This window comes from Bacillus massiliigorillae (assembly GCF_000380245.2).
GTDB lineage: Bacteria > Bacillota > Bacilli > Bacillales > DSM-1321 > Bacillus_AD > Bacillus_AD massiliigorillae.
Genome location: NZ_HG428741.1, coordinates 1,887,763 through 1,901,389, shown reverse-complemented (window position 1 = coordinate 1,901,389; position 13,627 = coordinate 1,887,763). Strand labels below are relative to the sequence as shown.

Below are 13,627 nucleotides of genomic sequence, written 5' to 3'. Positions count from 1 at the left end.
AGATGCGTGCTTTTTTATATGGTGTTTCATTACAATGGAAGCTTGATTTACGTAATAAAGGTGTATTACTAACCTATTATGTGGTTCCGTTAGTGTTTTTCTTTTTTATGGGAGGGGTATTCACTTCAATTGATCCATTAGCTAAGGAAACGCTAATTCAATCTATGACTATATTTGGAGTAACGATGGGTGCTTTCCTAGGAAGTCCTACACCGCTAATTGAGTTATTTGGGAGTGAAATAAAAAAAGCCTATAAGGTAGGCGGTATTCCTTTATGGACAGCAATTGTAAATAATTTTATATCAGCATTTATTCATTTATAAATAATGAGTCTAATCATTTTTTTTCTTGCTCCTATTACTTTTGATGCAAGTATTCCTAAAATATTACCAGTTTATTTTGTAATGCTTGCTATCTTTACTTTAACATGTTTAGCTGTTGGAAGTGTTCTCGGCTTGATGATTCAAAATATATCAAAACAAACAATGATTGCACAATTTATCTTTCTTCCTTCTATTATGTTATCAGGAATTATGTTTCCTGCTAATTTGCTTCCTAATTTTCTTCAAGGATTAGGGAAAATATTTCCAGTGACATGGGGATATGTGCTGATGAAACAAAATCACTTTGACTTTTCTAATCTTTTACCGCTTTTAGTTATCATGATTTGTTCTTTATGTATAGTAGCTTGGCGTATCCCTAATTTAGAACTCGACTAATATATATTTTTCGTAAAATCCACCTTGATTTTTATTGGTGGGTTTTAAAATTAGTCAATAATACAATGGAATTAAGAAAATGTACATGATTCTTCATATATTAACGCAATAAAAGGTATTTTGGACTATTTTGTATATATTACAATAAATGTTAAATTATTCAATATATACAACTTACAAAAATTATTTTTATTGAGGTGAGTGCGTATTGAAACATTCCGATAATGTATTAATCATAGAATTTTTAAATATAAGTAAAAATGATCATCTAGCTCTCATTCGTTATTGTTTTGAAAAACAAGTAGAATGTCGGGAGCAGCTATTGTATAGGTAACATTGTCAATTAAGCAACTGAAAAAAATAGAACATTGGAGGCAGTGATTATGATTACTAGTCTTAGAGATGTCAAAGATGGTTATATATTAGCTAAAGATGTAGAAGTAAAATCTAGTCGTCTAATCATGTTTAAAGATACCGTCTTAACGAAAGCAAAAATAGATTTATTACGCGCATTTTTAGTAGAAAGTGTGGATGTCATTATCCCAGCATCTAATCAAATGGATTCTATTAATGCAAGTAATAAAAAAAACTTTATTGAATTCTATTTACACTCTGTGAATGAATACAAGAAACTATTTTTAAATTGGCAATCAGGATTATCGACAAATGTTTCTGATGTAAGGGCTATTATTGTTCCTTTATTAGAACAAGCAATGAAAAATAATGAAGATGTTTTTAATCTACACACTTATTCTAGTTCAGACGATTATATGTATCATCACGCAGTATCGGTGGGACTATATAGTGGCATATTAGCTAAACATTTAGGATTAGCTAAAGGTGAAATATTGCAAATTGCTTTAGCAGGATGTCTATGTGATGTGGGAATGGCTAAAATGGCAGAAGGAATATTACAAAAAGAATCTAAATTATCAGCGGAAGAATACGGTGATGTAAAAAAACATCCGATATTAGGTTATCAAATGTTACAAGGCATGATGACCTTAAAGAAAGATGCACAAGTTGCCATTATTCAACATCATGAGAGGTTAGACGGTTCGGGTTATCCGTTGGGAGACAAAACGAATCATATACATTTTTATGCTAGGATTATTGCTGTGGCAGATACATATCACGCTATGACGACAGATAAAAATTATCAAGCTAGACAGTCACCTTTCAAAGTGCTGGACATAATTAAGTATGATCAATTTGGAAAATTTGATTTGAATGTTACCAATGCTTTAACTAGTAAAATCGCTAATATAGGAATTGGAAGTAAAGTAATACTTTCTAATTTATTATCAGGGGAGATTGTTTTCATGAATCCTCAATTTATAACTCGACCCATTGTGAAAATATTTGAGACGGGTGAGCTAATTGATTTGGATCGGGTTCGCTCCATATATATTGAGGAAGTTTATTGATGAAAAAAATGAATTGAAAGAAAAAAACCCCTTAATAAAAGGGGTTTTTCATGTTACCAGTAGTGTCCATGAGGTTTATGACAAGGATTTGGTGGACACATCATAGTAGGCTGTTGACAAAAAACATTTTCAGATTTACAAGTATTCACGACAGATTGTGAATGTGGGAAGAAATGTTGATTTTGAATAATGTGTTCATTTACAGTTGTTGTATGTGTTGGATGAACGTGAGGAACGATGTGTTTATAAATATTTTTGTTTACAACATTTTGTGTTGGACTTACTTGAGCTGGCATTACTTGTGTTGGGCAAACATTAACATTACCAGGTTTCATTTGAGCAGGCATCATTTGATTTGGAAATACATTTGCATGATGTGAAGTATGACTTGCGCCATGATGTTGTTGATGACAGCCGCAATTTCTTTGATTATACATGAAATCACCTCCTGTAACTTTTCTTAATACAGTGTATGACAACCTAATGATACTTGTACTGGTTGTATACCTAAATTATTTCACTAAATTTTTTTATGTCGAGGTCATGATAAAAAAATGTCTATAGTTAACCTTATTTGAAGTTAACCTTGTTCATTTTTCCTTGTCATATTTCCTCAACAAATGATATACTACCTTGAATATAAAGGAGAATGAAAACATGACGAAAGAACAGAATCAGACTGAAAAGAAAAAGCTCAGCTTACAAGAATTGATGAAACAACAGCTTGCAGCAAAAAAACAAGGTCAGAATAAGAATAATAAATCTAATTATTCCACAGCGACTAAAGGTCTTAAAAGTCAGCTAACAAAAAAAGCAAATAATCAGCGTAAAAGAACAGGCGTTTAATTAAACTAATTTATTATTCAAGAATTTTACAAGGAGTCTTGTGGATTCGATAACCAAAGCCACAGAATGGATTTCCGATTCATTCTGTGGCTTTTTCTATTAGTAATCAACATTCAGATTGAGGGGGAGATACATATGGATTTTATTAAAATGGCGGTTGAAAAAACAATTGATGGAATGAATCATAAATTTGGAGGACCATTTAAAATACAAAAGGGTAGGAATTCTAAGAGAATTTTTACCCTTTTTCTTTTGTGTCTACATTATTAAGAAGTATCTATAAAAAAGAGTGAGAATAATGTTTGTAATATGATTTTTAGGAAATAGAGAATAGGGAAATATACAAAGAGTAGAGGTGAATATTGTGTTAGAAATTCCAGAAAGTAATCATATAGCAAGGCAATTAACACAAATCATAAAAGGGAAAAAGTTGAAGAATGTATATGCAAATTCTTCAGCTCATCGTTTTGCGTTCTTTTTTGGTGATCCAAATCATTATCATAGCTTACTAGTAAATAAAACAGTAGATGATATTCAAGCGTATGGTGGTCTTATTGAAATGTCAATGAATGATACGAAACTAGTATTTGGTGACGGTGTGAATATAAGATATTTCGAACAAGGAGAGCAACTTCCAGAAAAACATCAACTTCATATAGAATTTGAAGATTTATCTTCTATTATATGTACAGTACAAATGTATGGAGGAATGTGGGCATTTGTTGATGGTGAAAATGATAATTTTTACTATCAGGTGGCTAAAGAAAAACCATCACCTTTAGTTGGTAAATTTGATATAACTTATTTTGAGAGTTTAATGCTTACCGTAAAAGAAAATGCGTGTGTCAAGGCATTTCTTGCAACAGAACAGCGTATACCAGGTTTAGGAAATGGAGTATTACAAGACATATTATTCAACGCAAGAATTAACCCGAAAAGAAAGTTAAAAACTTTAAATGAGATTGAGAATGAAAAGCTTTTTCATAGTATAAAAAACACGCTTATTGAAATGATAGAAAAGGGCGGAAGAGATACTGAAAAAGATATATTCAGTAGTTATGGAGATTATAGGACCATATTATCTAAAAAAACGTGGAAGAATCCATGTATTAATTGTGGAGATGATATTGTTAAACAGACTTATATGGGAGGGACTGTATATTATTGTCCTACTTGCCAACCAATTCTTTAAATTATTCATTTCTTAATTATGTACATCCATAAATGATTATTTGTTTTAGAAAAATTAACCGTTAAAATTTAGTTGAATACTTAATAGTTGGTAGATTTCAGCTTAATTTTAACGGTATATAAATATATGAGTTATCGATTCGAATAATTGCTATCATTAAATGAAAAATTGAACAACAGAGATTGTAAGCACCCAACTAAGAAACATACCTGCTAAAAATGATTTAAGATCTAACTTCATAAACTCACTCCTTCCATTTCTTCTTTAAGCAATTATAATATCTAATTATTAAAATATTATTAACAAACGAGCATTTATTATAAAATTATTATGTCTTTTCTTTTATTAATTATGTTTATTCTACGAATGATAATGATTTTTTTTCAAATACTATACGTTGTAATGAACTTAAATATAGAAAGGAAAATAGCATGAAGAAGATATTTTTCAGTAAAAGTATATTGTTTATTTTTTGTTTCGCAATTATTGGCAGCATCCTGGCAGGGTGTAATAAAAATAACAATGCGACAGACAATGTGAATAATCAAGATGCAATTGATTTAACTATTCTCTCAACAACGGATGTACATAATTATTTAATGAATTATGATTATTACACGACAACAGAAACGGATAATACAGGTCTTGTTAAAGTAAGTACTGTAATTAAGAAATATAAAGAAGATAGTAGTAAGAATAGTAAAAATAATGAAGTAAACAACGTGATTGTAGTGGATAATGGTGATTTAATACAAGGAAATCCGCTTGGTGATTTCTATGCAAGAGTGGAACCTGTGAAGAGCGGTGAAGAGCATCCAGTATATAAAGCTTTGCGTTTAGCAGGATTTGATGCTGCTACTTTAGGAAATCACGAATTTAACTATGGTTTAGATTATTTAAAACAAATTATGAAGGACTCTAAAGTTCCTATTGTAAATGCCAATATTTATAACGCACAAACAAATAAACCTGAGTTTGAGCAATATAAAATCATTAACAAAAAAGTAGTGGCTGAAAATGGTGAGCAAAAAGAAATAAAGATTGGTATTACGGGATTTGTTCCACCGCAAATTCTAAATTGGGATAAAATCAATTTAGAAGGTAAGGTAACAGTTAAAGATATTAAAGAAAGTGCAGAAGAAATAGTACCAAAAATGAAAGAAGCAGGGGCAGACTTAATCATTGCCTTATCGCATAGTGGATATGGTGATGGTTCATATGAAAAAGGTGAAGAAAATGAATCATATGAACTTACAAAGGTAAAAGGAATTGACGCAGTTATTGCTGGTCATTCTCATATAGTTTTCCCTGCAAAGGATGAGCAAGAAGTAAATACAGATTTAAAAAATTTAGATGTTCAAAAAGGAACTATGAACGGTGTGGCAACAGTTCAAGCGGGAAAATACGGTGAAGGTGTTGGAGTTATTAATTTAAAGGTTACTCCATCTGACAAAGGATATAAAGTGGTTGATTCGAACTCAGAATACGTAACATTGGAAAATGTGAAAAATGATCCCGAGTTTGAAAAAGAGCTAAAAGCAAATCACGAAAAAGTTGTAGCGTTTGTAAATTCACCAGTAGGAAATACAACAAAGGATATTAATACGTATTTTGCATTAGTTAGTGATAATAATGCTGTGCAATTAATTTCAAATGCACAATTAGAATATGCTAAGAAAAAGGTATCAGAAGAGGCGAGTTTAAGTAAATACAAAGATTTACCTATTTTATCGGCAGCAGCACCATTTAAAGCTGGACTTTCAAAGGATGGAACAAAAGCCGATGATTATGTAGAAGTTAAGGCAGGAAAGATTTCAATAAAGGATGTAGCGAGTATTTATAAATATCCAAATACAGCTGTAATTATGAAAGTAAGCGGGAAGGATATAAAAAACTGGCTTGAAATGAGTGCTGGTTTATTTAATACTATAGATCCAAATGGGAAAGATGGACAAGAACTTTTAAACAATAATTATCCTGCATTTAACTTTGATACCATTGATGGCGTAACGTATGAAATCGATGTATCAAAAGAACCGAAATATGATGTAGATGGTAAAGAAAATAAAGGTGATTCAAGTAGAATTGTAAATCTAAAATATAATGGTAAAGATTTAAAACCAGAAGATGAATTTTTAGTTGTAACAAATAACTACCGAGCAAGCGGTGGAGGAAACTTCCCGATTTTTGAAAATGATGATGCGGTTGCTTACATCTCAAGTGATGAAACAAGACAAATTGTAACTGACTACATTAAAGGCAAGAAAACTCTTGATCCAGCAGTCGATCATAATTGGAAATTGAAACCGATTGGAAGCACAGCAAAAGTTGTTTTCACATCTAATTCTAATGGAAAAGCATTACTACCTGAATACCCATTCCTTTCAGCAGGAGAATCGAAAGGTGATCAACTAACGGAATACATTTATGATTTGAATAAATAGTTGAAGTTCTGGCTAACTAAAGTTTATTTGCTTTAGTCAGCCTTTTATAAAATTGACTCATTAGTAAAAAAGAGAGCCTTAGTTAAAGGCTCTCTTTGATTGTTTATGATTAAGTATAGAAAAACTATTGTTACTATTTAGTTAAGCTAATTTTGTTGAATGGAAAATAACGAAGTTCGACTACTCCTACTACTGAATCGGAATTGATAGCTCCAAAAAATCTACTATCCTTACTATCTCGTCGATTATCTCCAAGGACAAAAATTTTATCTTTTGGAACATATTCATCAAAGTTTTCAGTTAAATTATCAATAGCTGGAATCATCTTTTTGTTTTCTGCTAAGTATGGTTCGTTATATTTTTTCCCATTGATTAACAATTGATCATTTAGCATTTGAACATGATCACCTGGTAGCCCGATTACTCTTTTAATATAATCTTCATCAGAATCAGGAGCATGAAAAATAATAATATCGAATCTTTTTGGTGTACTTAGTTTACTAACCATTACTTTATCACTTGTCTCATATGTAGGGTGCATAGACTCTCCAAGTACCTCTTTTGGCGTAAAGATAAAATATCTACATACAAAAACAAGAACTAATGCAAAAAGAATCGGTTTTACCCATGAAAGTAATTCTTGTTTTATTTTCTCATTCATTATATAGCCTCCTGTTTGAATTGTATGACGATTATATCATATTTCAGAGTAAATGTTTAAAAGAAGCTATTTTATCTTCTTTTGCTCTATTTTCTTGTTTGTCTTTACTATTCATTTTTTATCTTTATTCTATATTAATAAACGTTCAAAAATAAACCCATTCAATATTTAATGAATGGGGCATGTCATAAAATCTGCTGGCTTTAAAATGCTTCTTTCCAATTTAGGAACATAATGATATAACAACAATTATTTGACTCGTTAAGTGGAATTAGATTTATGGAGATACCTCCAGGGGAGAAGGAAACAAGGGCTCTATTTTTTATTAAATTGTTGATTAAATAATGAACAGTTTGATGATCAGAATTCTTTGCTGCTGTTGTTAATTGCAATGCAAATGCTGGTGATGTTCTAAATGTTTCATTAATGATTACTGCATCCTCTAAAAGTTGCTTTGTGTGTTCTGCAGAACTCATTAGGCTTTGGGGCTCGGCTGGTGGCAAAACTCTTTCATAAGTATACTGTTCATAAAATGGATTACTTTGATTATGAGTTATTGGTTGATTTGCTGAATTATTGTAGTTACTGGGCAAGTTATATGGATTATACATATTTTTTACCTCCTAATATGCTAAATCAATCTATATAGTGTATTGCACTAATATAGAATGGGTGAATGTAAGGGGGAGTCAATATTAAACTTGCTTTAGTAAAATGATAGAGTTCGAATGGTAAAGACAAGCGGAAAGGGGCGTCCTAAAAGTGATAGAAACTTGCTTTTAGGACAGCCCTTTATTATTGTGTTTTATCGAAACATTGTTTTTGTAGCTTTTGCAAGAACCTGTGGATTACGATTATATGGCGTTACTGGGCAAATTTCTTTATCAATATTAAATAGTGTGTAAATAGCTATACGTGCAGCTCGTACGGAATATTCTTCTGTAAATACCATATCATCTGGAATCTCAACAAATTGACTAATCATTGCAAAATTTGTACTGCCTTCAGGTACTACTTTTGGACGATCACTCATTTTCCGAGGCTGGAATTGAGCGTCTATATAAGGCATATAGCAAGGAATTACATTAATCACATCTTTTTTTATTTCCTCCCAATCCTCATCCCATTTTAAATGACAAATTAATTCATACAGAATTTCTTCACCAGAACATTCCTTCATTGGTTTTTTTACATAATCACCAATGCGGTCCGGATATAATCCGTAACCCCAAAAGATTGTAGTATTAGCGTCTTGAGCTTTGAAGTGTGGTTGGGCAGCTACAACAGTACTCATCAACCAATTTGAATCTTTGAATGTCATCAATGCACCACTACCTGGAATATTTCCAGTGAATTGTTCAATTCTTTTTAATAGTGCATCACCTTGGCAAGTTACAGTGAAGCTTTGCCAGTTTGTTTCGTTTTCATGATTAAAGAAAGGTTCAGGATTACCGAGATTTGGTTTTTTCTTAGCAACTTTATACCAAAGTTCACCTGAAATTGGACGTTCTACTGGTTTTGGTGCAGGTGTATGCAAATCTCCAAGTGTTGCACTATCTGTCATACAAGCATTTGTCATAATCACAACATCTTCTTCACCAAGCTCAATGATTGTTCCATTTGATAAATGGATGGCAGTTGCAGTAATGTTTGAGTCATCTTTAAAATCAATATCGGTTACAGTTTGATTTATTGTAAAATCAACATTATGATTGTCTAAATATGCTTTAAGAGGTAAGATAAGACTTTCGTATTGGTTGAAACGTGTTCTTGTAACACCTTCTAATGTATCTATTCGACTGAATTCCAGCATCATTCTATTCATATAACGACGGAATTCGAATAAGCTGCTCCATTTTTGGAAGGCGAAAGTAGTTTGCCACATATACCAGAAATTCGTCTCAAAAAAATGTGGCTCAAACCAATCTTGAATGGTCATATCATCTAATTTTTCTTCAGGTGTGGCAAGTAAACGTGTCATTGCCAGTCGATCACTATTATTAAATCCCATTGAATGAGTATTGATAATGTTTCTATCTTTATCAACCAATCTTGCTTGTGCATGTGTTGGGTGTAGATGATCAAAGTTTAAAATTTCCTCTGTTACACTTTGGCCAGGCATATCCAGGGAAGGGATACTACCGAATAGTTCCCAAAAATTTTCATATGTTTCTTCATTCAACATTCGACCTCCACGCACTACAAATCCTGTTTCTGGAGTGCCTGCACCGTCGTTGCTTCCACCTAATATATGCATTCCTTCAATAATATGTATATTCTCTCCGTTAAAGTGGGCATCACGAATTAAATAAGCTGCTCCTGCAAGGCTTGCAATCCCTCCACCAATAAAATAGACTTGCTTATCTCCGTAATAACGTGAACTAATTTCTTCATCTACTTGTTGTTCTTTTTCTATTGCTTTTTGTTTGCGTTTTTTGTTGACTACGTATGCTGCTCCAAGCGTTGTTCCTGCTGCTAGTAAAATAGTTCTTTTTTTCATAACTTATCTCCTCCAAGTTTGATTTACAGATAATATACCTCCTGCAATAAAACTTACTCTTTGCAATTTGCTATAGTTGTCTGTTTTTTTGACAAATCGGAGGATTTGTCTAGTTATTTTGTAGTTGTGATACTAAGAATTGGGTATCTTTTGCTAGTCGTATTATTTGTATAGCAATATCTTCAGCTGATTCTTTGAATCCTTCGATAATCCAGTTTACAAGGACACCACAACAGCCATAAGAAAAAAAGCGTGAATAAAACTCCCTATCTTTCAAACTTATTACATTATTCTCATCAAGACGTTTAAACAAGTCATGGAATAAAGTATTCGTCAAGTTTGAAAAACAACTGCTTAAAATGTTTTGATCAGTACTAACAGTATTATGATAAAATCTTTCATTGTTTTGAATTTGCTGTAACATCTTGAGAACATGTGCATCCCAGTTATCAAGTTTAACACCGTTTGTTAAATAGTGAAGGGCGTCTTGACGATATGTCCATTCGAGCAAATCATATTTATCCATAAAATGATAATAAAAAGATTGGCGCTTCAAACCACATTGATTTGTTATTTCAGCAACACTTAGCTTGTCAAAACGTTTAGATGCACATAAATCTACAAGTGCTTTGGAAAGAGCTTTTTTTGTGATCATTGATTCACTCATAGTTACGATTTGTACCGCCTTTCTTAATAATTTATTGAGGTATAAATGTATGATTATTATATCACTATACTTAATACTGGAATTTATTTTTCAGGTATTAAAAATAATATAAATTTCCTGTTCTTTTTTTGGTGTTGTAACAGAACGTATATTCGATGTATAATATTAGAACGAATGTTCTTAGAGAGTAGGAGTAAAAATGGGATTAGAAAAGTTAAAAGAAAGTGGCAAGATGATATGGCATTCCGCTTTCTCTACACCAAATCAGCAACAAATGATTAAAGTATATAAGGATTATGACCAATCTAAACTATTATTAGATGAATCTGAAATAGAAGAAATTGAAGCGAAAATTCATTATGCAATGGCTTTTGATTTAATTGTTAAAATATTTGTATGGACTGATGGTTTTGAAGAAATATATCGAGGTAAAGTTGACTACTTCGACAATATACATAAAAAGATTCGACTAATTGAAGCTGATGAGGATATAGCTTTTATTAGGTTAGAAGAGGTTATTATGGTAATCGTTGAAGAGTAGTTTTGTTATTTCATTTCTATATAATTTATCGATAAGGTATATGTACAATAAAAGTCCCTTCTCAAATGAGAGGGGACTTTTATTAATAAATTTTAAAGGATTTTATTAAAAATAATTTTTAAATCGTAACATTCCAATAATTTTGTTAAAAATTTGTATTATATGGGTTATTATGGAGATGAGAGAAGTTTACAATTTTGAGGAGGTTACTATGGAAAACGATGTAATTACTTTGAATATTTCTGATAATGAGTATATTAATATTAGATACACTAGTACTATTGATGAAGAGTTCCCAATTATTAATTGTCGCGCTGATATATACTTAGTTAACTTCAATAACCATTCTGAAAAGGAAATAGGTAATGCAAATTTTAATTTATATAATCTATCATTTTTTTCAGATGCGAATGACTTGGTAGAAGCTGCTGATGCTGATTCAGGTGATGAATATGTAACGATTTCGGCGTTTACGAAATTAATCCCGGTAGACGATTTTGTTGGGAAGCTTGTATCAATATATGACTTTAAAATTCTAGAAGAATATCAAGGAAATAGGATTGGTTCTTATGCAATGGAACAGTTTATTAAGTATTGGAGTATTAATGACGTTGACTATTTAGTATTAATCCCAGCACCTTTAGAAAAAGATCTTCAAGAGCTACAAAGAAAAAAATTAATAGATGATTTGGTTCGTTTCTATACGAAATTTGAATTTGAAAACATTAATTTTGAAGAAGGTGCAGAACCAATATTAATGAGAAATAAAAACACAATTTGATGGGTGTAGGTATTTAAGTTCTGTTAAGAAATTCAAGTAAGTCATGTAGAAGCATATTCGAAAAGTGGTTCAGAGAGATCACCTCTCTTGTACAATAATGGAATATTTAAGATGGATGTAGGTCCAATAGAGTTTAAATAGATAGAAGAAGTAGGCCCAAGTGTTAAAGAAATTCCACTTGGGCCTGGTTAGCGTGTGAAAAACATAGTAAAGGATTCAAAACGTTAACGATTGTGTTGATAGTGTCCTTTATTTGGAATAGGTGAAATAGTGCTTACCCATCGATTTGTAAAATTGAAAAACCCTGCTACAAAGGCAGCTTCTAATATTTCATGATCGTTAAATCCCACTGTTCGTAGTTTATCCACTTCATTTGTAGTAATTTCATTCGGATAAGCGGTAACAAAATAGGCATAATCACATAAAGCTCTTTGTTTATCCGATAATCTCGCACTACGATAATTATAAGTTAATTGATCAACCCATACTGGATCATTTGTCAATCCACGTAATGCATCGCTATGCGTTGTTAAGCAATAGCTACAAGAATTGGTACTAGATACGACTAAACCAATCATTTCCTTATCACTATTACTTAAATAGCAAGTTTCTGGGCTAAAAAGCGAGTTTTTTAAATCAAGAAAGCCTTTATATTGGTACGGGTTAAGAGGGAGTACTTTAAATAAATTATTAATAAATCCCCAATTTTTTTGTTGAAACTCTATATTTTCATCAAAGAGTGCTTGTAAGTCTTCGGGAATCTCTTTTTCATTTGGCTTTTCTAAGTAAGATAATTGTTCTGAGTATTTTTCGTTTACCATTATAAATCTCCTAATCTATTGGGCAAATTGCGAAGCAACGGGCTGGAAATCCAGTAGCATTTTTTGCTTTAGGAAATGTACAGAAAATGATTGCTCCTACTGGTGGCACTTGATCTAAGTTATTCATTACTTCTATTTGAAATTTGTCTTTTTGTAATACATAATCTTCACCAGCGAAGCCAATATCTACTTGAAGAAGAGGAGGATCAGTGTCGAATGGCTCGTGACCAATTGCCCCAACATTTCGCACTTCAAATAAGAATTGTAAAGCTTCTAAACTCCACCCAGGATACCTTGAAATCCCATTCTCATCTTTATTCAATGAAGCATCCTGATCTGGCCAACGCTTTGACCAATCACTTCGCATAGCAACAAAAGCTCCTTCTGGAATTTGTCCATAATTCTCTTCGAAATCTTTAATATCTTGTACTGTTAATGCATAATCATGATTTTCTTCTACTTTCTTGTGTACATCAATAACACATAACGGATAAGCAAATTCAGAAACGTTAATTTCATCTACTAATCTTCCATTTTGAACGAAATGGCCAGGCGCATCAACATGTGTACCATATTGTCCCGGAAAGGAAAAATGATTCACTTTCATTGGTGCGTTACTAAAGTCGAATAAAGTTTTGTTACCTAAAGGATCGAAACCAGGCCATCTAGGAGTATCTTCTCCAAATGTATGTGTTAAATCTATCCATTTATAATTTGGAGATTGTAAAGCTTTTAATTGTTCCCATAAAGGATAATTGCTCATAATATTTCCTCCTTAAATTATGAATATATGTGCATCATGTTAAGTCTTCATTATTCCAACCTAAAAACTTGGAATAAAAGATATAAATATATTTTACTACTAATTATTTAAAAAAATGTAACAAGATTTTACATATTAAGAAATATTTGTAGATTACACCATTGTTATGTCGAGTTTGTATTATAATAGAAAACGATTGCTAATTCCGAATTGTGGATAATTTGGAATTAGAGTAGATCTGTAAATACAATAATAATTGGAAGTG

General features: G+C 31.7%; 16 protein-coding genes. 9 read left to right on the top strand and 7 right to left on the bottom strand.

All coding sequences use genetic code 11. The annotated features are described in order from the left end of the window. The first annotated feature begins 2 nt into the window (after window positions 1–2). The 3 genes from TX86_RS27225 to TX86_RS08730 all read left to right on the top strand — a co-directional run bounded on the left by TX86_RS27225 (window position 3) and on the right by TX86_RS08730 (window position 2,146). Window positions 3–323 carry a hypothetical protein gene (locus TX86_RS27225; RefSeq protein WP_230203599.1) on the top strand — a complete coding sequence of 107 codons (321 nt, stop codon included), beginning with the start codon at window positions 3–5 and terminating at the stop codon, window positions 321–323. Window positions 324–326: 3 nt separating this feature from the next. After that, a complete protein-coding gene (locus tag TX86_RS27220; RefSeq protein WP_230203598.1) occupies window positions 327–719 on the top strand; it encodes an ABC transporter permease in 393 nt (130 codons plus the stop codon). Window positions 720–1,102: 383 nt separating this feature from the next. Further along, window positions 1,103–2,146 (top strand): HD-GYP domain-containing protein, encoded by a 1,044-nt coding sequence (locus tag TX86_RS08730; RefSeq protein ID WP_052343602.1) that lies wholly within the window; start codon window positions 1,103–1,105, stop codon window positions 2,144–2,146. Between the two features lie 53 nt (window positions 2,147–2,199). Here TX86_RS08730 and TX86_RS27215 read toward each other — a convergent pair whose 3' ends face one another. Further along, window positions 2,200–2,583: a CotD family spore coat protein gene (locus tag TX86_RS27215; RefSeq protein ID WP_230203597.1), complete on the bottom strand. Its 384-nt coding sequence runs from the start codon at window positions 2,581–2,583 to the stop codon at window positions 2,200–2,202. A 220-nt stretch (window positions 2,584–2,803) separates the two neighbouring features. Here TX86_RS27215 and TX86_RS08720 point away from each other — a divergent pair, with 220 nt between their 5' ends. The 4 genes from TX86_RS08720 (at window position 2,804) to TX86_RS08710 (ending at window position 6,628) form a co-directional block, all read left to right on the top strand. Next, window positions 2,804–2,992: a hypothetical protein gene (locus tag TX86_RS08720; RefSeq protein WP_042348097.1), complete on the top strand. Its 189-nt coding sequence runs from the start codon at window positions 2,804–2,806 to the stop codon at window positions 2,990–2,992. Window positions 2,993–3,127: 135 nt separating this feature from the next. Beyond that, the gene (locus TX86_RS27405; protein ID WP_268258241.1) at window positions 3,128–3,262 is read left to right on the top strand and encodes a hypothetical protein; all 135 of its coding nucleotides are present in this window, start codon (window positions 3,128–3,130) and stop codon (window positions 3,260–3,262) included. 94 nt (window positions 3,263–3,356) lie between these two features. Further along, a complete protein-coding gene (locus tag TX86_RS08715) occupies window positions 3,357–4,184 on the top strand; it encodes a formamidopyrimidine-DNA glycosylase (protein ID WP_042348096.1) in 828 nt (275 codons plus the stop codon). Window positions 4,185–4,615: 431 nt separating this feature from the next. Further along, window positions 4,616–6,628 (top strand): bifunctional 2',3'-cyclic-nucleotide 2'-phosphodiesterase/3'-nucleotidase, encoded by a 2,013-nt coding sequence (locus TX86_RS08710; RefSeq protein ID WP_052343601.1) that lies wholly within the window; start codon window positions 4,616–4,618, stop codon window positions 6,626–6,628. A 133-nt stretch (window positions 6,629–6,761) separates the two neighbouring features. On the opposite strand, the gene lepB is transcribed toward TX86_RS08710, so the two are convergent. From lepB to TX86_RS08690, 4 genes are all read right to left on the bottom strand, one after another. Continuing rightward, the gene (gene lepB / locus TX86_RS08705; RefSeq protein ID WP_042348095.1) at window positions 6,762–7,289 is read right to left on the bottom strand and encodes a signal peptidase I; all 528 of its coding nucleotides are present in this window, start codon (window positions 7,287–7,289) and stop codon (window positions 6,762–6,764) included. A 203-nt stretch (window positions 7,290–7,492) separates the two neighbouring features. Continuing rightward, window positions 7,493–7,900 carry a YuzC family spore coat inner layer protein gene (locus TX86_RS08700; protein ID WP_042348093.1) on the bottom strand — a complete coding sequence of 136 codons (408 nt, stop codon included), beginning with the start codon at window positions 7,898–7,900 and terminating at the stop codon, window positions 7,493–7,495. A gap of 194 nt (window positions 7,901–8,094) precedes the next feature. Further along, complete coding sequence (locus tag TX86_RS08695; protein WP_042348091.1) at window positions 8,095–9,789, bottom strand: oleate hydratase; 1,695 nt, start codon at window positions 9,787–9,789, stop codon at window positions 8,095–8,097. Window positions 9,790–9,898: 109 nt separating this feature from the next. After that, window positions 9,899–10,456 (bottom strand): TetR/AcrR family transcriptional regulator C-terminal domain-containing protein, encoded by a 558-nt coding sequence (locus TX86_RS08690; RefSeq protein WP_042348089.1) that lies wholly within the window; start codon window positions 10,454–10,456, stop codon window positions 9,899–9,901. A 199-nt stretch (window positions 10,457–10,655) separates the two neighbouring features. Between TX86_RS08690 and TX86_RS08685 the strand changes: the two genes are divergently transcribed. Both TX86_RS08685 and TX86_RS08680 read left to right on the top strand, forming a co-directional pair. Continuing rightward, window positions 10,656–10,997 (top strand): YolD-like family protein, encoded by a 342-nt coding sequence (locus TX86_RS08685; RefSeq protein ID WP_042348087.1) that lies wholly within the window; start codon window positions 10,656–10,658, stop codon window positions 10,995–10,997. A gap of 211 nt (window positions 10,998–11,208) precedes the next feature. Continuing rightward, window positions 11,209–11,778, top strand: a complete 570-nt coding sequence (locus TX86_RS08680) for a hypothetical protein (RefSeq protein WP_042348086.1) — start codon at window positions 11,209–11,211, stop codon at window positions 11,776–11,778. Window positions 11,779–12,002: 224 nt separating this feature from the next. Here TX86_RS08680 and TX86_RS08675 read toward each other — a convergent pair whose 3' ends face one another. Further along, complete coding sequence (locus TX86_RS08675) at window positions 12,003–12,599, bottom strand: peroxidase-related enzyme (RefSeq protein WP_042348084.1); 597 nt, start codon at window positions 12,597–12,599, stop codon at window positions 12,003–12,005. Window positions 12,600–12,609: 10 nt separating this feature from the next. Next, window positions 12,610–13,362 carry a cyclase family protein gene (locus TX86_RS08670; protein ID WP_042348083.1) on the bottom strand — a complete coding sequence of 251 codons (753 nt, stop codon included), beginning with the start codon at window positions 13,360–13,362 and terminating at the stop codon, window positions 12,610–12,612. Window positions 13,363–13,627 lie beyond the last annotated feature (265 nt).